Source organism: Microcoleus sp. Pol10D4 (genome assembly GCF_036701555.1).
GTDB lineage: Bacteria > Cyanobacteriota > Cyanobacteriia > Cyanobacteriales > Microcoleaceae > Microcoleus.
On record NZ_JAUBRA010000010.1, the window covers coordinates 1 to 20,961 of the forward strand.

12 protein-coding genes, 2 tRNA genes and 2 pseudogenes are annotated in these 20,961 nt (G+C 46.1%); 4 read left to right on the forward strand and 12 right to left on the reverse strand.

All coding sequences use genetic code 11. The features are described 5' to 3' along the window. From QUA36_RS07745 to QUA36_RS07770, 6 genes and pseudogenes are all read right to left on the reverse strand, one after another. A pseudogene (locus tag QUA36_RS07745) lies at positions 1-589 on the reverse strand (transposase); the annotation flags it as partial. 227 nt (positions 590-816) lie between these two features. Then, a complete protein-coding gene (locus QUA36_RS07750) occupies positions 817-2,085 on the reverse strand; it encodes a WcaI family glycosyltransferase (RefSeq protein ID WP_333456557.1) in 1,269 nt (422 codons plus the stop codon). Positions 2,086-2,246: 161 nt separating this feature from the next. After that, positions 2,247-2,684 (reverse strand): ATP-binding protein, encoded by a 438-nt coding sequence (locus QUA36_RS07755; RefSeq protein ID WP_333162512.1) that lies wholly within the window; start codon positions 2,682-2,684, stop codon positions 2,247-2,249. A gap of 547 nt (positions 2,685-3,231) precedes the next feature. Continuing rightward, entirely contained in the window at positions 3,232-4,233 is a 1,002-nt protein-coding gene (locus QUA36_RS07760) for a sugar transferase (RefSeq protein WP_333162515.1), read from the reverse strand. Positions 4,234-4,629: 396 nt separating this feature from the next. Next, positions 4,630-5,298: a DUF3318 domain-containing protein gene (locus QUA36_RS07765; RefSeq protein ID WP_015178535.1), complete on the reverse strand. Its 669-nt coding sequence runs from the start codon at positions 5,296-5,298 to the stop codon at positions 4,630-4,632. Between the two features lie 744 nt (positions 5,299-6,042). Further along, the gene (locus tag QUA36_RS07770) at positions 6,043-7,098 is read right to left on the reverse strand and encodes a hypothetical protein (protein ID WP_333456559.1); all 1,056 of its coding nucleotides are present in this window, start codon (positions 7,096-7,098) and stop codon (positions 6,043-6,045) included. A gap of 182 nt (positions 7,099-7,280) precedes the next feature. On the opposite strand from QUA36_RS07770, the gene QUA36_RS07775 reads away from it, so the two are divergent. Next, positions 7,281-8,150 (forward strand): hypothetical protein, encoded by an 870-nt coding sequence (locus tag QUA36_RS07775; RefSeq protein ID WP_333456561.1) that lies wholly within the window; start codon positions 7,281-7,283, stop codon positions 8,148-8,150. 115 nt (positions 8,151-8,265) lie between these two features. On the opposite strand, the gene QUA36_RS07780 is transcribed toward QUA36_RS07775, so the two are convergent. The 4 genes from QUA36_RS07780 to QUA36_RS07795 form a co-directional block, all read right to left on the reverse strand. Further along, positions 8,266-9,675 carry a ferredoxin:protochlorophyllide reductase (ATP-dependent) subunit N gene (locus QUA36_RS07780; RefSeq protein ID WP_199292772.1) on the reverse strand — a complete coding sequence of 470 codons (1,410 nt, stop codon included), beginning with the start codon at positions 9,673-9,675 and terminating at the stop codon, positions 8,266-8,268. Between the two features lie 478 nt (positions 9,676-10,153). Continuing rightward, positions 10,154-11,515 (reverse strand): DUF5331 domain-containing protein, encoded by a 1,362-nt coding sequence (locus QUA36_RS07785; RefSeq protein ID WP_333456563.1) that lies wholly within the window; start codon positions 11,513-11,515, stop codon positions 10,154-10,156. A 34-nt stretch (positions 11,516-11,549) separates the two neighbouring features. Beyond that, positions 11,550-12,416, reverse strand: a complete 867-nt coding sequence (gene bchL / locus QUA36_RS07790; protein ID WP_006634709.1) for a ferredoxin:protochlorophyllide reductase (ATP-dependent) iron-sulfur ATP-binding protein — start codon at positions 12,414-12,416, stop codon at positions 11,550-11,552. A 1,062-nt stretch (positions 12,417-13,478) separates the two neighbouring features. Further along, positions 13,479-15,641, reverse strand: a complete 2,163-nt coding sequence (locus QUA36_RS07795) for a CBS domain-containing protein (RefSeq protein WP_333456565.1) — start codon at positions 15,639-15,641, stop codon at positions 13,479-13,481. Positions 15,642-15,786: 145 nt separating this feature from the next. On the opposite strand from QUA36_RS07795, the gene QUA36_RS07800 reads away from it, so the two are divergent. Beyond that, positions 15,787-18,345 (forward strand): PhoD-like phosphatase, encoded by a 2,559-nt coding sequence (locus tag QUA36_RS07800; protein WP_333456567.1) that lies wholly within the window; start codon positions 15,787-15,789, stop codon positions 18,343-18,345. Between the two features lie 382 nt (positions 18,346-18,727). Here the strand turns inward: QUA36_RS07800 and QUA36_RS07805 are convergent. Beyond that, positions 18,728-18,799: transfer RNA gene (locus tag QUA36_RS07805), tRNA-Thr, on the reverse strand. 73 nt (positions 18,800-18,872) lie between these two features. Then, a tRNA-Tyr gene (locus QUA36_RS07810) sits at positions 18,873-18,954 on the reverse strand. Between the two features lie 240 nt (positions 18,955-19,194). On the opposite strand from QUA36_RS07810, the pseudogene QUA36_RS07815 reads away from it, so the two are divergent. Then, positions 19,195-19,863, forward strand: a pseudogene (locus tag QUA36_RS07815) (IS607 family transposase). Between the two features lie 9 nt (positions 19,864-19,872). Further along, on the forward strand, positions 19,873-20,949 hold the full coding sequence (locus QUA36_RS07820) for an RNA-guided endonuclease TnpB family protein (protein ID WP_333456569.1): 1,077 nt from the start codon (positions 19,873-19,875) through the stop codon (positions 20,947-20,949). Positions 20,950-20,961: the final 12 nt, after the last annotated feature.

Here is a 20,961-nt window from a genome sequence, read left to right on the forward strand (position 1 = left end):
AACGTACAGAAGTTGGGAAGTAACAACGAGTATTCTTTAGATGTTGTGCATAGTCATCAACTCTTGTGATGTCAGGCGTTGAGCTTTGAAAGTCAGGTTTTTTGCGAGATTTTTTTGACCAGCTATTCTTCGGTTTTTGGGGCAGCTTTTTCGCAGGCTTTATTTGAGGGCGTGATGGAGTTTGTTGTACACTTAAACTATAAGATAAACGAGTCTCAATTTCGACAATAGAAATTACAGAAATTTCCAACCCCTGTTCCGATTTCCCCGCTACACCATTATAAAAATAACCCTTACCGTCAGTTTTTTTGCCACTTTTTCTTAAAAAAGAACAATCGATAACGGCAATGACTGTGTGTTCAGGATTTAAGGCAGATTCGAGGAAATATTGATTAAATTGTGGAAAATTAAAGCTTTTGAGAAAGTGACGACGGTAGGTTTTTTCGCTCAAATAACTATAACGACTGAGATTCGTGAAGTTGACCTTACCATAGACCAGCAAAATAGTTGAAAATAAAGTGATTAAAAACTTCTTTTGGGGTTGACTAATCCCTGGCATTTGTTGTAAGATCGATTCAATAATCTTCATAAGGCAATCTGTTGAGCTTGTGTGTTTTTATAGCTTAACCTAAAAGAGTGCCTTTTTTTCTGTTGATTTTGGGTTCAGATTGCACTCACTTTTTTCACTTCTCTATTTTATTGTGATCGCATTCCTCTTTAAAAACTGTCCGGAGTATTGATGTTAACGAACCTTATTTCTGTACTGCTAGGAACATCTTTTGGCACTCTAAGTAGGCACGATTTCAAGCGGTTATCTTATTTTGGCAGCGGCGCCAATATTTTCTCAGCATGACTCGCTGCCACCGCCGCAAATAAAGCTTCATAATGATTCAAAGCTTCCTCAAATCCGTAATTCTCCACAGCATAATTTCTGCCTTGGTCGCCCAACGCATCCACCTTGGCAGGGTGCAGGTACAAATCCTCAACAGCCTCAGCCAAAGCCTGCGGATCTTCCGGCGCTACCACCACCCCGCCACCGCTTTGCTGCACTGCTTTCTGGGCCGTACCGGTTTCGGGAACCGACGCCAAAATAGCCCTGCCGCTGGCGAGAATTACTTGAATTTTTGAAGGCATATTGAAGTTAGTAACGCGGCGCTTTTGTACGACTAAACTAACATCAGCAGCAGCTAACAATTCGGGCAATTTTTCTCGCGGTTCAAATGGTAGCAGCATTACATTATTAGCTTTGTAAGTTTCGCAATCTTGTTGCAATCGCGCCAAGGCTGTTGATTCCCCCACAATTACAAAAGCAATTTCGGTTATGTGTTTCAAACGAGCCGCTGCTTGGACAACTGTTTGCAAGCCTTGAGTTAGGGCAATATTGCCAGCATAGAGAACTACAAATTTGCCCTTGAGTTTGTGAGTTTCTCGAAATGAGTTACTTTCCTTGGGTAAGGGCCGAATGAAATTAACATCCACCCAATTGGGAACGCAAACTATTTTTTCGGGGGGTACTCCCTGAGAATGCAATTTTTTGACAAAACCGCTGTCGATGACGCTGACTTGGCTGGCTGTGTGGTAGGCCAATTTTTCCAAAGCGTCAGCAATGCGAACTAGCAGTCCGTTTTTTTTGACCAAGCCGACGCGCACGGCTGCTTCTGAGACGATATCCTGAACGTTGAGGACGATCGGGCAAGCGCGAATCCAGCCGTAAAAAGCGACTGGGACGCAAATCGGTAAAGGGGGCATTGTCGAGAAAATCACGTCGGGACGCCAGCCTCTGAAGGCTTGGACGGCGCTGGAGACGACAAAACTGCCGTCTAGCACAAGTCGGTCTAGGAGGCTGGGGTGGGGGCCGTTGACGCGCAGATAGCTGCGCTGAATTGTGACGCCGTTGTGTTCTTCGGTGAGGTAAAATTTGCCCTCATATTGCGGATAAATCCGGCGCTGCGGATAGTTGGGCATTCCTGTGACGACTCGGACTTGGTGACCGCGCTTGACTAAGCCTTGCGCTAGTTCTGTCATCAGGGGGGCAATGCCGATCGGCTCTGGATAGTAGTTATAGGAATAAATTAGAATACGCATAATATTTATTTTGAAGCAAATTGTCCTGCAGCCGCGTGCATCGAGCCTGCACCCGCAGAATTGCAGACGATGTGGTTGGGTTCCGGGTAGGACAATAGGCGGCGAGGGGATCTTCCACTGCTTGCGAAAGAAGCCGCCCTGACCGGGCGGGTATCGCGCCCTCAGCTAATGTTTTTTCGCATTACCAGGCAGTTGCGGCGATCGTCGGTACGGATATACCGAAGGTCGTCTGTGAGCTTGTACATGAACACCAGTCCCCTTTCTCCTTCTCTGTCCAAAGGATCGCGCTGCTCTTGCATAATCGAGTGCAGCTTTGCTTCTAAGTTGAAGGGTTGACCCCTGTCCCAAATCCTAATTTCTAAGTAATCGGCAAACACTTTTACCTCAATGTCTATGGGCGTTGTGGAGGGCAAGTTCTGGTGAGCGTGGCGGACAGCGTTTGTAAAGCCTTCGTTGATTATCAGCCGGCACTGCCACCAAAAATCGGCTGGCAGCAGGGGCAAAACGATATTCTCCAACCATTCCAAAACGGATGTTAAAGCATTCAGGTCTGTTTCAACCTGAAGGTGCGGCTCGGCCTTTGGTTGCTTGTCTTTCATCTTTCTTCCCCCTGGTCGGCCCCCACCACCGCTGTACTCAGCGCCGGAGGGAGAGAAAAAGGAGGGCAAGGTCTTGGCAACATATTAGTTAAGTCAAGCTTGAGTTGAAGAAGCCCGTTTTGCCTCAAGGTGAGCATTCCTTTCGCACCATTTACTCGCACAGCAAATGAGAGACTTCCGATACTGTAACCCGCCTCGGTAGGGCGTTTAAATAGGGAAAATTCCCGAGTCAGCTTGCGAGGAAGTGATTTAAGCTTCGACCGTGTTAGCAGTCGCTACTTTTCTAAACACAGGTTAGTTCTTCTCGTCCTCGAAAATCATGCTGGGATCATTCGAGTATGACCTCGAACTGGCTAATTGCTAATTATTAATGCTCTAATTGCAGAGCTGGCAACTAGCTGTGCATTTTCTGGGCGTGTGAATTTTAACACTTAATGCTAACGTAGCTATCGTTAGCGATCGTCTGCTTGACTAAGTATCAACTTCGAGTTCCCGCCCCCCGTTGGCAACAGCACCTCAAAGTTCAGCGGTGGGTTGTTGAGGGTTGCTACACAGCGCCACTATTTTTGTTAAACAGGACTGTTACAGTTTTGACAATTAGTTTGAGGTCATACACCAGGCTCCAGTTTTGTTGGTATTTTAAATCTAAACGGATGACATCTTCAAAATCGCGGACTTGAGAGCGACCGTTGACTTGCCATTCCCCTGTCATCCCCGGTTTGACATCCAAACGCTGCCACTGAGGGACTTCGTAGCGCTCAACTTCGTCTGGAGTAGGCGGTCTAGTGCCGACTAGACTCATTTCGCCTTTGAGAACGTTCCAAAACTGCGGCAGTTCATCGAGGCTGGTTTTGCGTAAGATGCGCCCGACTTTAGTAATCCGCGGGTCGTTGTCATTTTTGAAAAATGCGCCAGAAGCCTGGTTTTTGATTTGGGCTTTCATGGCTTCGGCGTTGGTACACATCGATCGAAATTTCCAAATCCGAAATTGTCTGCCCATCCAGCCACAGCGGGTTTGACCGAAAAATATCGGGCCTGGATCGTTGATAGTGATGGCTGCAGCTATGGGTACGAGCAAAATTCCTGTAATTATCAAACCGACTATTGCCCCAACAATGTCTATCAGCCGCTTCACCCACGATTGCACTGAGGGGTGGGTCATCGGTAGCTGATTGTCCGAGGGCTTGGTCTCTGTGGGAGTTGAGGTTGCAGAGGGCTGCTCGATCGTCAGCACTTGATCTAGGCTGGTGAGAGCAAATACTGCCATCACCTGCGGCTTGAGGCTTTGGAGCACCAAGTCGCTGCCACGCTGTTTGGCAAATTTCAGATTGCTGACTAAAGCACCGATCCCGCTACTGTCGATGAATGTCGTCTGACTGAAGTCTAGGACAATCTTGCTGGGAACGGTGGTGCTTTCCGAAAAAAGTTGCTGGCAGGTTGTCTTGAAGTTTACAGCTTCAAGTACGCTCAAGCGCACGGGTATGTGAACTGAGGGAATTTCGTCCGAGTACGTTACCCGAAAATCTGCCTCTGGGGTTTGACTGACCATGAAGTCCTGGTTTCAAATTTCAAGCTGATGTCTTTAGCCTATTCTGTCCTAGCAGCTCCCCCTTTACCAAATATTATGGTTAACAAAAGGCTAGCTTTATACAAACTTTACAAAAACGCCTGCAAACTCGCCCGCCGAGAATGATATCAAAGGCAAAAATAGACTTGAGTCTACCAGTGCCTGTTTTGGCGCAAAGATTTTTGAACGCAGTCGCGGCCCAACTTTGACATCGGAATCAAGATTTTTGTGGATTCAGGCCGATTAATGTTGTCGTTAATAATTTTGGTGCCTCTCTCGCACCGGATAACCATCGCAGTTAACAGTTAACAGCTAACACAGAAGTCAACAGTTAACGGTTAACTGGAAAACCCCCGTAACAAGCATCGGGGGATGAGGTTAAGAATTGTAGACGTTTTCTGACTGGGAGGTTTCGCGGGTGATGGGTTTGACTTTGGCTTTGGCTTTGGCTGCGTTGCGTTTGAGGGCCTGGAGACGAGCTTCGTATTTAGCCCGCTGCTGTTTTTTGGAAGTTTGCTCGATTAATGTTTTTAAGGCGCTGCCGAGGCTTTTGTAGGCGTTTGGGAGAGTGTAGCCGAAGCGGGTTGCCAGGGCGAGGGCTTTTTCGTCGGCGTCTACTGCTTCTTTTAAGCTTTTCTCTCCGTTGTTTTTTTGGTAAAGTCTCCAGCCGGAGACGCCGCACAGGGATAGGGCTAGTAACAGCAGCAAGCCGTCTTGCACCCAAAGTTCGCCGACAGCGCCGCCTAAACCAATTGCGAGGGCTGCCATTTCCCAACCGTCTCTGGGAATGGTGTCGTTTTGGATTCTGGCGACTTCGTGCCAAAATAGGAGGTTACGCTGATCCATTGCTAGCTGTTCCCAGCGGATCAGGTCTATTTGGATTTCTACCTGGTCTTTGCCTATTTCTTCGCTGCGGATCAGGGTAGGATTAACTTCTATTGTTTTTTCTACTGTTACCCAACTTTGGAGTTCTGGGGGCAGTATGTTTTTCAAGCGCCGGATCTCACTCATCTCGGCTCTTGCTGTAGAGGTTGCATAGGATGTCATAGCTCCGGCCTATTGATTTTCCAAAGGTTAATATGTGTCTATTTCTGGAGTATAGCAAACCTTGAATCCAAATATAGTCGAGTAACGGGGGTCGATCGACCAATACTTGCAAATTTACTTGATTTTAGTCTCAGGGGGCGATCGCAACTGCCGACTCGATCCTTGACTTTCGACTATTTCATCAACAGTTCGATTTCTTGTCGCAATTTCGACCAAGCCGACAAAACTTCCGGCTGAGAAGTTATGCCTTTTTGAACTAAAACAACTCCGTCAAATACTTCAGAAAATCCCTACAAACCTCGCCGTAGAGCTTCATCGGTAAAACGCACTCCCCCCCGAACTATACCCTGTCAATCGGAGCTTTTAAAGTCTTCTGCTGTAAATGCCACAACTCATAATCCACAGCTAATTTAAAAAAAATGGCGACAACTCAATCCGTGTAATATGAGTCTAAAACCTTCTTTTATCGTCCATTATGGGATATCTTTTTAGGGTCAATAAAGTTGTGCAACTCTTCTTTTTGTCCCAACATCCTCTCTTTTTTTGCCTCGTTTAACATTCATTTTTTCTCTTTTTTTGCTACATGAGCGCGATCGCCCACAGTCGGGTATTCGATCGCGCTCATGTAGCGAGTGGGAGCGTCCGCTGCTGGCACTAACTACTGGTCTACCCCTTTTCATTCTTGCAGCGGATATCACCACTTTTAGGAGATTTATACACATCATTCAGACACGATTTAAATAATTAAAGTGACTTAAGAAGACCACTTTCCAACTGATAAATTGCTGCCATGATTCCGCTTTCAGGATTTGTGAGCAGCGACTTTTTGACATCTTTTAAGTATTCTACAATGTGTGCCCGCAAAATCGGTCTTTCTACTTTGACTGTGTGATTGTAATCCCACAAATCCCAGATGATAATCCCGATGCCAACAATCGGGTCGATTAAACTTACTCCCAACTGACTAGCAACTGTACCGCCTGTTTTTGTGGCTACCTTGGCTGCGGCTTTGCTGGCAACTTTTGCCGTAACTTTGCTGCCAACTTTAGCTGCTACTCCCAAAATTAATGGTTTAGCAATTAAGTAGCCGCTGCCGCCAACTAATACTTTTAATGATAAATTCGAGACGTTTCCTTTGTCACTAATTGTAGTGGCAATATCGTTCAGATATTTGTCCCACTGTACTTGCGGTATATTATAACTGTTTTGAACTACTTTCACATTCTTGCTAACTTCGGATATATACAAATTAGCAGTATCTTGAGTGATTAATTGAAATCGCAGTTGAGCGTTTTTGGGTACCAGCACGCGGTTAGCAAATTCTCTTTGAAAGTCTTCCGTTAATTTTTCGGAAACAGCACGAGATGCTTCTGTCATATCGAATCTGTTGAGTAGGGCAGATTTCACGAAGCTAAAAGGTACGGCAAACTCCATCTTTTTTTGAGTGAAGTAATCAAAGTACCAATCGAGGAAACTGTTGTCTACTCGTGCAATTACTTCGCTTTCCCATTTGTCCAACTCTTTTGAGGCGAAAGTTTCGGCTGTTGTATGGGATTTTTGGATGGCGTTTTTAATGTCTTGGTTGACTTTGCTAAAATCGTGTGGCGGCGAGACTACAACTGCTGTGGTTCCGGTATTTGTTAGTGACTGGGAAATTAGAAAGTTACCTAATAGGGGAATGATGACTACGAGAATTACGATCGTCCAAATCATCGGTGTCACTGTTTTGATAAACTGACCGATAACTCTGAGGCGTTCTGTTTTCTCTGAATAGCTAATTTCTTCCTTGTCTTGACTCATGGCGGTTTCGCAACTGATGAGAGTTTGGCTAGTTTCGATTATAGGCGACGCTTCCTGAATTGTGTTACGGGCGTGTGGCCTGAGATTCTGGAAAAGTTGGCTAAAAGTCCGCGCGAAGCTACCCCAAAGGGAATCGCCAGTTTTTCATTCTTGACTGCATAGAAATTAAAGTGGTACTATTTTTGAATATATCTCAAGCTGTTAATATGACCTTAGATCCTTTGCTCCGCAAGCTAGCAGCCATAAATCAAGCTTTATCTGCCATTTCAGCAGAAACCTGCACGGCGGCCGGATGCAATCAAGCAGTTTCAAAACCCGGTCACAAATTATGCTACGAACATTGGAAAGCTAACAACGCTCAACCCCTGTCAGCGCCCAAACCTAAACCCCAACAATCCTCTTCCCCCTCACTTCTGTCCGCTACCAGCATCAGCGATAAACTAGAAATATCAAAGCACAAAGTCAACCCAATTTTAGCAGAGTTAGGATTAGTAAACAAAGAGCGAAACGGGTGGGTAGCCACTAAGCGAGGAATAGGTTTTGGGGCGGTGCAAAAAACCTACCCTCAAGACAACACTCCTTATGTGCTTTGGCCAGAATCTATAATGACAAATGAAGTTTTTCTAGCGACTATTGAGAGTCTTAAAGGTGACAATTCAGAAAGCAAAACAGAAGTAAACACAAAGCTAGGGTTCCGCGAGAAGTTTCGGGCGAGTGCACAGCATCGAACAACCGACGGTCATTTTGTGCGGTCTAAAGCTGAAGTTTTGATAGATAATTGGCTCTATATGGCGGAGCTAGTTCACGCCTATGAACGCCGACTACCCATAGAGGAAGAAGCTTACTGTGACTTTTATATTCCTGGGGGAAAGGTGTATATTGAATACTGGGGATATGAGAACAACCCGGAGTATGTGTCGCGTAAGAAAGTGAAGCAAGAACTATATCAGAAGTACGAACTCAACCTGATTGAGTTAACAGATGAACACATCAAGAATTTGGATGATTATTTGCCTAGAATGTTATTAAAATTTGGCGTAATTGTAAATTGATTGAAAAGTACGATCGCACTCTTCATCCGCGTTCATCTGCGTCAATCCGCCTACATCAGCGGTTCCCAAAAAAATAAGGTGAGCAAAGCCCACCCTACTCTCTTACTAAAAACGATTAAACCTTCGCTTCATTCTTCACCAAATTACCCCAACCCAAATCCTTCAGCGAATTATTCCGGCGCAGCGGACGAGTCACCAACTCCAAAATATCCCGCGCATTACCAAAGCCGTGAATTTGAGCAAAAGTAAACTCAACAGACCACTTAGTATTAATTCCCCGCGCTTCCAAAGGATTAGCGTGAGCCATACCAGTAATCACCAAGTCAATATTCTGCTCGTAAATCCGCTGCAACTGATTGTAATTGTCTGGTTTTTCCACAATCCGAGGAGTAGGAACTCCCATCTCGTGACAAGTCTTTTCTAACAAAGCCAACTCGGCCGCCTGATAGCGCTTGTCCATGTAAGGAATCCCAATTTCCGGGCAAGTCATGCCGCAGCGAATCAAGAAACGTGCTAAAGAAATCTCTAGCAAATTGTCGCCCATAAAGAAGACAGATTTGCCGCGAATTATTTGCAGATAATCTTCCAAACCTGCCCAAATTTGCGCTTCCCGTTCGTCCAAACCTTTTGGTTCAATTCCCAAAACAGAGCAAATCTTTTCAATCCAAGCGCGAGTTCCGTCAGGGCCGATCGGGAATGGCGCACCAATTAGCTTACACTTGCGGCGGCGCATCAACGTAGAAGCAGTACGCGACAAGAACGGATTCATGCCAGATACATAATAACCTTCTTCCAAGACAGGCAATTCAGTGTAGCGCTTGGAAGGAAGCCAACCAGAAACTTTGATTCCTTGCTTCTTCAATTCTAAGGTTAGCTGAGTAACAACCGGATCGGGCAAAGAACCGAAAAGTACCAGCGGTGTGTGCTTGACATATTCCGATTCATCTGCTGCAACTTCCTCTTTTTTCTTACCGAAATTCAGCAGTTGAGAGATAGCATTGCGTTCTTGTTTCTGAGATTCCATCACGGGCGCTTTCTCAGGACATTTAGCAGCCATAGCTGCCAAAACGGTATCTTCCCCTTGAGTAAAAGCGTAATCCAAGCCGTTAGCGCGCGCTGTGACGATCGGAATGCCAATTTCTGCTTCGAGTTTCGGCGCTAACCCTTCCAAGTCCATTTTGATGATTTCGGTGGTGCAAGTGCCGATCCAGACAATTACACTGGGGTTACGATCGCGCTTAATTTGCAAGCACAGCCGCTTCAACTCATCATAATCGTTTAACTGAGCGGAAATATCGCCTTCTTCCAACTCAGCCATCGCATAGCGAGGCTCAGCAAAAATCATCACGCCCATTGCATTTTGCAAGAAATAGCCACAAGTCTTGGTACCGATGACCAAGAAAAAGCTATCTTCAATTTTTTGATAAAGCCAAGCTACGCAGCTAATCGGACAAAATGTGTGATAATTGCCTGTTTCGCATTCAAAATTTAAAGCTTCCGGTTCATTAGTAGTAATAGCAGTCATATCTCAAATCTTCTCCCTTTAAATTGTTTTTCGTCTCGAACAGGACTTGCGGCGGAGCGAGGAAACACCTGGATTTTGCGATCGTCTCGGTGCGATCGCCCAGGAGAGGAATAGGTTGTTTTTCCTCTCGATCACGAACAGGCGCAGTGGCGAGAAAACACCTATTTTGTGCGATCGCGACGCACAGCGAACAATAAATAGAAATACCTATTTTTGGGCTAATTCCTGTAAAAAATAGATGCAGCCCACTCTATATTTCCGCAGCAGCCGCAGCATCCCAAATTCTGGCTAAAAAATTCTGCGCGAGGGCATACAATCCCTCACAGCAGGGATTTAGTTTTCTTCAACTCGCTAAGGCAAAGAGCCTTTTGGCAGTTGTGAGTTTGAGCTAATTAAAAATTAACAACTCGCAACTCACAACTCACAAATAGAGCGGGAAACTTCAAGACTAGAAGAGATGCGGGCGATCGAAACAACCTCACTTAAAATCAGATAAAAAGCCGGAAATTTCTTCATCCTCATCGTCGGAATCCAAATCACCGAGACCTAGAGCATCTAAATCATCTTCATCGGGATCTCCGGTAGTTGCTTCCCCCAGATCGTCGAGTCCGAGATCGTCGAGGTCATCGTCATCAGATACAGAGAAATCGTCAATACCGTCATCATCCAAGTCGCCCAGATCCATGTCTAGGTCATCTGAGGTCGCTGTCCCAAAAGGATCGGGTATTTCTTCGGCGACAAACTCTGCATCTTCTTCCCCAAACGGATCGGAAATCCCCGATTCGAGATCTCCAGAGGTCAAAGTCCCAAATTGTGAGGCTTCATCTTCCTCGTCATCGCCGAGGTCGAGACCGCCCAAAGCCGAGGCTTCATCTTCCTCGTCATCGCCGAGGTCGAGACCGCCCAAAGCCAAGGCTTCATCTTCCTCATCGTCGCCCATATCAAAGTCAGATACGGCGTCTTCCTCATCGTCGCCCATATCAAAGTCAGATACGGCGTCTTCCTCATCGTCGCCCATATCGAAGTCAGATACGGCGTCTTCCTCATCGTCTTCGAGACCGAGACCGTCCAAAGCCGAGGCTTCTTCCTCGTCATCGTCCATGTCGAAGTCGGAGACTGCTTCTTCCTCGTCATCGTCCATGTCGAAGTCGGAGACCGCTTCTTCCTCGTCATCGTCCATGTCGAAGTCGGAGACTGCTTCTTCCTCATCATCGCCCAGGTCGAAGTCGGAGACTGCTTCTTCCCCAAACTCATCGCCCAGGTCGAAGTCGGAGACCGCTTCTTCCCCAAACTCATCGAAGGATTCCTCCTCGTCGGAGCTCAGTGCTGACGCTGCTGCTGCCAGACCGGCTGCTCCGGCGACTCCGGCGACTGCTCCGGCTGCTGCTAAGGCAGCACCGCCTAATTTCTTAGATTTGGCTGCGGGTGCAGCAGTGGCAGTTTGAGCTGCTGCGGGTGCAGCAGTGGCAGTTTGAGCTGCTGCGGGTGCAGCAGTGGCAGTTTGAGCTGCTGCGGGTCTTGGAGATGTGCCGGCCGTCTGCGGCACGATATTTGAGGGCATACCCAGCGCGAGGTCCGGGTCAAAATTTAGTCCCAACACTTCGATCAGGCTGTCTGCATCCGGCTTGAGTTTTGAGAAGGGCAGCATTAATTGCTGGAGTTCCGGCTCCAGGGCAGCCGCAATTCCCAGGATGAGGTAAGAAACAGGCCTTTTCCCGCCGTCGGGTGTGGCGACCGTGTTGTCAGCCGTCATGTGCAGGAGCAGCCAAGCCCGATTTACCTGGTAGTAGTCCAACCACTTCTGTTTGAGAGCAACTGAAAAAGTATCAAAAAAAGCCATAACCTCTTTATCCTCATCCTGATCGCTAGACCTATTAAACCATCATCAGGTCTAGCTCATCTTCCTCCTTCTTGACCACCGGTTGCACAGGATTTAGATAAAAATCTGAAAGTAAGGCGAATAATTCGCGATCGGGCGTGTCGTTGGGCACTACTCCTTCGGGCATTGCCAAAATCTGGTCAGCGATGTTGAGGTAGTAATCGCAGACGTAGTTGAGGGAAGGATCGCTTTCGGCCATCTCAAACAATGTTTTGCCTTTGACGCGAGAAACTCGGATGTCTTCAATCAGGGGCAGCACTTCCAGCACCGGCATCGGTACAGAGTCAATGTACTTGTCGATCAAATCGCGCTTTGAGGTGCGGTTGCCAATTAAACCAGCGAGCCGCAACGGGTGAGTGCGGGCTTTTTCGCGGACTGAGGCGGCGATGCGGTTGGCTGCAAATAAAGCGTCGAACCCGTTGTCGGTAACAATCATGCAGTAATCGGCGTAGTTCAATGGGGCTGCAAAACCACCGCACACTACGTCACCGAGCACGTCGAACAGGATGATGTCGTATTCGTCGAAGGCATTGAGTTCTTTGAGGAGTTTGACGGTTTCACCGACTACATAGCCACCGCAGCCAGCTCCTGCGGGAGGGCCACCTGCTTCTACACAGTCAACGCCGCCGTAGCCTTTGTAGATGACATCTTCGGGCCAAACGTCTTCGTAGTGATAGTCCTTTTGCTGAAGGGTGTCAATAATTGTGGGGATCAAGAAGCCAGTGAGGGTAAATGTGCTGTCGTGCTTTGGATCGCAACCGATTTGCAAAACTTTCTTGCCGCGCTTGGCTAGGGCAACGGAGATGTTGCAGCTTGTTGTCGATTTACCAATTCCACCTTTTCCGTAAACTGCGAGTTTCACTCTTTGTTCTCCTATAGGTTTCTATCAAAACGATGAGGGCTGGGTTTTCATGCTTTTTTTCGATCGCCCAATTGCAATAGCCCAATTGCAATTCCCTTACTGTCAGTCGATTTGAGATTTCAGATTTGAGATTAAAGAATGGACTCCACAGATGAATCTGGGGCTTCTCTCTAACTCAAACTTTCGATCTCGACGACTTTTGTTTGGGGCTTGTATCCGTCTTTGGGTTAGGCCAATTTTGGACTCTGCCCTTAGTCACCTCGTTGAAAGCATTATTAGCTAACTTGCGATGAAAAGAAAGGGGGCGTCTAAATGAAAATGCTAGTAAATTTGTTTATTTTGCATCTTGGGGAATCTTAACTGGTTTTTTGATATAAAAATCTAGTTTTATAATTATTTTATATTTTTTATCTATTTTAGAATACTTTCTTAATATAAAGAGGTACAAAAATAAAACAAAAATTAACTTCTCAAACAATCTGGGCTTTTGGCTTTGGGGCTAGGATGCAGGCAGTTGATGGCTTGTGCGGGTAACTGAAACGGTCATAAAGGCGCTAGTGGATGAGGCAAACTCGAAGTGAGTTCGGATCAGTTGGGTCAGGGGAGGGCAAAGTTATGGGATTTGAGATTTGAGATTTGAGATTTGAGATTGGAAAAGATTGACTTTGCTGGGGTTTCTGGTGTTTTGTAAAAAATTGTGAATTTTTAGGAAATGGTGGGGAGTCGGAGAGTGGGGGAGTGAGTCGGGAAGAGGGAGAGTGGATGGGGAGATTGGGGCATGGGGAGAATATCATGTCTTCCCAATGACTACTGATACCAGTAAAAAAAAGAATGCAACTGTAGGCCCGTGCTCCACACCACGCGCTTCCTCAGTCATTTCCAACTCTTCAATTTTTCAAGCTAAAATCTAAAATCTAAAATCTAAAATCTAAAATCCTCTGATACAAGTAAAAAAAAGAATGCAACTGTAGGCCCGTGCTCCAAACCACGCGCTTCCTCAGTCATTTCCAATTCTTCAATCGAAAATCTAAAATCTAAAATCTAAAATCGTATGGCTGCTGACTAATGACAACTGACGATCGGAATCTCGATCGCAAATTCAGTGCCCCGTCCCGCTTCCGAAACGCAGTCTAGCCGCCCCCCGTGCTGTTCGACAACTAAATGGTAAGAAATCGACAGTCCCAACCCAGTGCCCTTGCCGACTGGTTTGGTAGTAAAAAACGGGTCAAATAATTGGCGGCGAATCTCCTCCGGTATGCCCCGCCCGTTGTCGGAAATGCGGATCGCGACAAAATCATCGCCAACAACTTCACTACGAATTGTAATAGTGGGAACAGTCAAGGGAGAATTAGGATTTGACGGGGGTGAATTTTTCGCATTTCTCGTCGCCCATTCCCCTTTCTGGATTTCTTCATCCAAAGCATCAATAGCATTGCCGATAATATTCATGAACACCTGATTGATCTGACCGGCACAGCACTCGATTTGGGGCAAATTCCCGTATTCTTTAATAATCTCGATAGGTGGATGTCCGCCGTGGGGTTTGAGTCGGTGCTGCAAAATCAACAAAGTGGTTTCGAGTCCCTCGTGAATGTCAACGAGCTTGACGTTAGATTGATCCGATCGCGAAAAATTACGCATCGACACAACTATTTGGCGGATGCGCTCGGTTCCTACTTGCATAGAAGACACTAGCTTAGATAAGTCTTCTACCAAAAAATCGATTTCCATCTCTGCTGCTGCTTCCCGAATTTCCGAGACTGGTTCGGGATAGTGCTGCTGGTAAAGTTCCAAAAGTTGGAGCAATTCTTTGATGTAGTGGCTGGCGTGGGAAAGGTTGCCGTAGATAAAATTAACCGGATTGTTAATTTCGTGAGCGATACCGGCAATCATTTGTCCCAAAGAAGACATTTTTTCGGTTTGCACTAATTGAGTTTGAGTTTGCTGCAACTTTCGCACAGTCTGCTCTAATTGCTGCGCTTGATTTTTCAAGCAAGTTTGCTTTCGCCGCAGCACTTCTTCGACTCTCTGGCGCTTGATAATATCCCGTCTCAACAATTCATTTGATTCTAAAAGTTGAGCGGTGCGTTCTTCAACTTGTTTTTTTAAGTCGTCGTGAGCTTGGCGCAGGGCTTCTTGGGCCCGCTGCCGCTCTAAAATTTCTTGCTGCAAAAGTTCGTTGGCTTTCTGCAATTGGGTGGCTCGATCGTCCACTGCTTGTTGCAACAGCTCGATCGTCCCGTACATTTCCGATTGGTTAAAAACTTGCGGCAAACTTGTCTGAGAAACAACACCCAAAAGTTCTCCCTGGCTGCCAACTACTACCAAACGGCGGACGCAGTGCCGCTGCATGGACTGGTGGGCACTCCAGAGGGAATCGGCGGGAGATATGCAAAATAAAGGCGCACTCATGGCGCTTGCTGCTGGGATTTCCGAGAGGTTGAGTTCGAGGGCGTGAAACTGCACGATGTCGCGCTCGGTGACAATGCCGATCGGAATTTGATAATTTTGTGTTGGTGCGATCGGCTGCTCTGGATGCTGAATTGGCTCTTCGACAATGACGACGGAACTAACTCGATGCTTGACCATGAGCTGGGCTAAATCGAGGGCTGAGGCAGTTGTTGGGGCAGAAATGACTTGGTGCGTCATGACATCGGCTGCACAGCGCAAATTGGTTAGCAAGTTAATTGGTTGCAGGGCTTCGTGAATGGCTTCGCGGGTGATGATGCCGAGAAGTCGCTCGTCCTCGTCCACTACGGGCAAATGCCGGATCTGGTGCTGGCGCAACGTGAACATAGCTGTGAAAATATCTTGAGACTCGGATTGTTTGAGGGTAATAGGCGATCGAGTCATTACATCAGCAATTGTCAGTCCGACTGTACAAGCTGCTACGGTAGTTAGCTTGACGATATCCCGTTCTGTAAAAATGCCGATGGGCCGATTATCTTCCACGATTAAGACGCAACTGCGCTTGGCTGCGCTAGCAACAGCGTTTTGTTTTTCGCCACAAAGCTGACAGGAGACGCGCATCGGGTTCATGAGAGCCAGCACCTGGGCGATCGGGGTTTCTGGAGCCACGGTGAGGGGGTGGCGGTCGATCGCCCGATCTAAAGGTGACGAGTAGAGAGGCCTGCTGTTGGGGCGTCCAGCGGGTTCTGATGATGTAATTACCGACAAGTGCGGGGCTGAATCTCGGAAATGTTGTAATTGTTCTTCTTGTAGCATGATTATTAATTTTACTTAATGAGTTGTTACAATTTTGGAGACTTGGGTTGGCAGACTTAGCATTAATTAAGCGAGTGACAGATGCTTGATCGCCTAAAATCTGATTGCTAGAACACTCTTATTTAATTTTTATTTTTTAAATCCTATGTCGTGGACGCCATTAAGTCATCGAATTCATCATTTGCCACTTATCCTTGCGGGCCCGATTTTGCGCCGGACTGAAACTCAGGTCGTGACAGTTTGGCTGGCTCTGAAAGCACCCCGCCAAGTCGAACTCAAGGTTTATTCGACAGAAGGCGGAACCGGCGAAATTGTCGATCGGCCCTTGCTCCAAGGTGCGAACTCTACCGTGCAGCTCGGCAAATACCTGCACGTAGTCGCGGTGACTGCTAAACCAATTAACAGTAATGTCTTGACATCTGGGGAAATTTATGCTTATGACATCAAGTTTACTGGGAGTAGCGAGTCGAACGTCGGGGGTGCAGTCCCAGTAAATGAGACAGAAAATCTCATTTCTTGCCTGTGGCCTGCCGCCCCTGATTTATCGGCTTTGGGGCCGGAGACGATTAGTTATTTCGCTCACCAGTTGCCCACTTTTGCCTTGCCGCCGCAGGATTTAAACTATTTGCGTATCGTTCATGGTTCTTGCCGCAAGCCCCACGGAGACGGCAGAGATGCGCTGCCAATCTTGGATAATTCGATCGAACAGTTTGCAGGAACAGCAAATAGCAGGCCCCACCAACTGTTTTTAACCGGCGACCAAATTTACGGCGACGACGTGGCCGATGCGATGCTGTGGGCTTTGACGGATGCTGGCGATACCCTGTTGGGCTGGGAAGAAAGTCTGCCCCTGATGGATGATGCCCAAATAAAAAAGAATTTGTGTATCAGTATACCTAAAAATTCGCAAAACGAAAATGCAGTTGGCGAAGAGAGGGAAATTTTTAGAGAGTCGCCAATTCAGAAACCGTCTGATACTGAGTATGAGTCCAAAAAACCAATTCAGTTACAGCCGGGGACTCGCAGCGATATTGCCAGAGATTGTGGCGGCTTTACGGCGATGTTGGTGAATAAACCCAACAATGCTAAAAGTCACTTGTTTAGCTTGGGCGAATATTATGCGATGTATTTGTTAGTTTGGTCGCCGGTACTCTGGTGCACGAGTTTTCCGAAGGGTAAGGATATTTGCCCAAATTCTAAGCAGGCAAAAGTCTGGGATAGAGAAGTTGTTGAACTTGACGGTTTTGCTCGCAATTTGTGGAGAGTGAGGAGGGCGCTAGCGAATATTCCTACTTATATGATTTGCGATGACCATGATGTTAGCGACGATTTTTATTTGAATCGAGAGTGGTGTTACCGGGTGCTGGGAAAGCCACTGGGCCGGCGGGTGGTGCAGAATGCTTTGCTGGCTTACGCTGTGTTTCAGGCTTGGGGAAATACGCCCGCACAGTTCGATCGCGAAAAACCGGGAGATAAATTATTAAAGGCGGCTGAAAAATGGTCGGCTTCGGCGGGGACTGATGTTTCTGCTTGGGAGGAGGCGGCTTCGTATTTGGGAATTCCAAAACTCGATCCGAAAACTCATTTGCCTAAGTTGAAATTAGATGAAGATGTTTTTATTTTGGATCGAGATGACGAGGGTGTAAATGAGGTTTTGAATTGGCATTTTATTGTGAGAAGTTTTAAGCACGAGGTGATTGTGCTGGATACGCGGAACTGGCGGGGGTATCCGGTGAAAAGCGCGATCAATCCGCCGATGCTTTTGACTCACAAAGGTTTTGAAGAGCAAATTCAGAAACCTTTGAAGGAGACTGATTTGCTGAATAAAACAGGGGAGTTTGAGATTGAGGCGACGCTGGTAGTTGTACCAACAAATTTGGTGGGTTTGTGGATTATTGATGCGGTGCAAAAACGGGAGGTGGAACAGGGGAAAGTTTTTAATAGCGATGCGGGGGATGCGTGGAATTTTCACGAGTTGGCTTTTGTGAAGCTGTTGTCGGAGTTTTTTAAGCAGCGCGATCGGGTGATTGTGTTGAGCGGCGATATTCACTATGCTGCTGCTGTGCGGCTGAGTTATTGGTCTGATTGTCATTTTGGCGATTCTCGATCAAATATTGAGCCTTTGACGAGGGATAATTATCGGTCAAATTGTCAATATTCTGTGCTGGCGCAGTTGACGGCTAGTGCTTTTATCAATGAGGAGTGGAAAACGCATTTAATTCATACTAAGATTAAGTCGCTGCTTCCTGAGCGATCGCACGAATGTTTGGGATGGAATGAGCCGCTGGAATTAATGAAGATTTCGAGGGGTGGCAAAAAGAAGGCTCTGGCGGCTGCTGTCAGAAATAGACAATCTCTGCCTGATTGGGGCTATCGGATTGACTGGATTAAACGGCAAAGAGCTCGGGTGTTTTTGCTGCTAGAAAAGGGAACTGCGTCAGATAGAACGCATAAAAATAAACAATTGTCATTCCTGCATAGGTTATGGAATTTTATATCGCTGTTGTGGCGCAATCGCTGGCTGCAAGAGGGTGATGAGATTGTGGGATATAGCAATATTGCGATCGTCAGTTTTCAGTGGCCTGCTGAGGGTGATGGGGAGAAAGCGGTGATGCAAAATGTTTATTGGCGGCCGCTTTGGGAGCCGAATAGTGTGGTTTACAGTCAATATTTTGTGCCGCTGGGATTGGATGAGGATGATTAGATTACCGATTTATTGAAGAAGTCCGGGATTTCGATACGGGTACAATATTGTGATCAGTTTGTGGCAGTGTCAGCCGGGGGTGAAACCCCTGTCTCATAGCTAAAGTCAGTTGGAACTGAGATGTTTCACCATTCTCAAGAACAGGCATCTTGCCTGTTCCACAAAGAATAAGTTTTCTTGTGGGGAGTCGCAGAATTTCCAGAACAGGCCGACCTGCTAAATCAGTTAAAAGCCAGACGCAAAAAGTCGAGGGCGGGCTAGGCAGATATGGAGGTCGTTTTGGACGCATTAGAAAACCATCAGCACGAAAGTTGAGGCGAAAACTAACCTTCTTGCTGTACGATGAGCGTGAAACCCTTGGTTGATATACTATAAATTAGGAAGCCCGTGACGAGATTTGAACTCGTGACTTCCTCCTTACCAAGGAGGTACTCTACCACTGAGTTACACGGGCATAAAAAATTAAGAACCTCCAATTAAAAAATTAATTTTTAATTCTTAAATTTTAACTTTTTATTAAATTGAGGTGGGCCGAGCTAGATTTGAACTAGCGTAGGCGTAGCCAGCGGATTTACAGTCCGCCCCCATTAACCGCTCGGGCATCGACCCATTTCCATCACAGTTATATATCCTAGCACCAGAATCTTTATTTGCAACATTACATTTAAAACTCTAATCATTAAGTTGAGAACACATAAGTGAGTTAGCGGCTGACTGGAAAATTGAACACTGTTTAAGGTGTGCATTGCTAAGTCTAGGCTGGGTGCTCGCCCGGAGCACCCTAAGTCTAGACTAAGAGCTAGCCCCTAGGTAGCGAATAAATAGACAAAATGGTACACTTGTCGACAAATATGCGGTGTACCATTTTGTTTAAGCTCGCGCGTTTTCGCAAAAAAGTTGGGATTATCAGTAAAGACACTCCAACGTTGGGACGTTTCAGGAAAGTTGCCAGCCAAGCGCACCCTGTCAGGTCATCGGTTCTACACCGAAGACGATCTCTTGATAGCCAACGGATTGAAGCCCATAGAAGCCAACCGAAAAACGGTCGTTTACTGTCGAGTTTCGTCCAGTGGACAGAAACCGGAACTCAAAAATCAGATGCTGGCAATGGAAGCTTTCTGCTGAGGCCGAGGATTAACGGTCGATGATTGGGTTTCAGAAATGGGGGGCGGACTAAATTTTAAAAGGAAAAAGTTTCTAGCAATCATGTTGTCAATGCTCAAAGGTGAAATATCAATAATTGTAATTGCACACAAAGACAGAATGTGTCGCTTTGCTTTTGAATTTATCCAAGAACTTGCCACGTCGGTTGGATGCGAAATTGTAGTCGCCAATCAATTATCGTTGTCCCCCCAGCATGAATTAGTAGAAGATTTGATGGCGATAATCCACTGCTTCTCTTGCCGTCTATACGGTCTACGAAATTACTCCAAAGAGATCAAGGAAAATCTAAAAGATGCTATTGACAAGCCCGTACAAGACCTGGCAAAATTGAGCAATCAAGAAATACAGTGTTGAGGTCGAACAATGCTTCTATCCATCAAAACAAAGCTAAAGCTAAGCAAAAGTCAAGCCACAATAATGAGCAAGCACGCTGGAATAGCAAGGTTTACTTATAATTGGGGTGTGGCTACTTGGAGTAATCTTTATCAAGATGGACTGAAGCCAAATAAATACCTTCTCAAGAAAATCTTTAACAACCACGTAAAACCTGAGTTTACGTGGATTAAAGAGGCAGGTATTTGCCAAAAAATTACCCAATATGCGTTTGACAACCTTGGAGATTCTTTCTCTAGATTCTTCTCGAAAAAAGGTGGCTATCCCAAATTCAAGAAGAAGGGGCATCACGATTCTTTCACTATTGATGCGAGTGGTAAGCCTATCCCTGTGGGCGGTACATCTATAAAGTTGCCGACAATTGGCTGGGTAAAAACTCATGAGGGATTGCCTCACACAACTTGCAAGTCAATTACCATTTCGCGCACTGCCGATAGTTGGTTTATTGCGTTCGCTTACGAACAAGAGTATGAACCAACAATCAAAAGTCATGATGTTGTAGGAGTTGATTTGGGAGTCAAAGAGTTAGCTACACTTTCAACTGGCGTAGTATTTCCGAACCCAAAACACTACAAAGCACATCTTGCAAAACTCAAGAGGTTGTCAAAAGTTCTTGCCAGAAAAGTCAAAGGCTCTGAGAATAGATATCAAGCCAAAATTCAATTAGCAAAGCATCACGCTCAGGTAGCAAATCTTAGAAAAAACACTCTGCATCAAATCACTACTTACTTATGCAAAAACCACGCAAAAATAGTAGTAGAAAATTTGAACGTTTCCGGGATGTTAGCCAATCATAAACTAGCTCAAGTAATAGCTGATTGTGGATTCCATGAATTCAAACGCCAGTTAGAGTACAAGGCTAAAAAGTTTGGTTGTGAAATAATCGTTGCTGACCGATGGTTCCCGTCGAGCAAGACCTGCTCAAACTGTGGGCACATCCAAGATATGCCACTCAAAGAAAGGACTTATAACTGTGGAAGTTGTGGTCATTCGATGGACAGAGATTTAAACGCAGCAATTATGTTATCGCGGTTGGCTAAACCGTGAAAGCTTACTGAG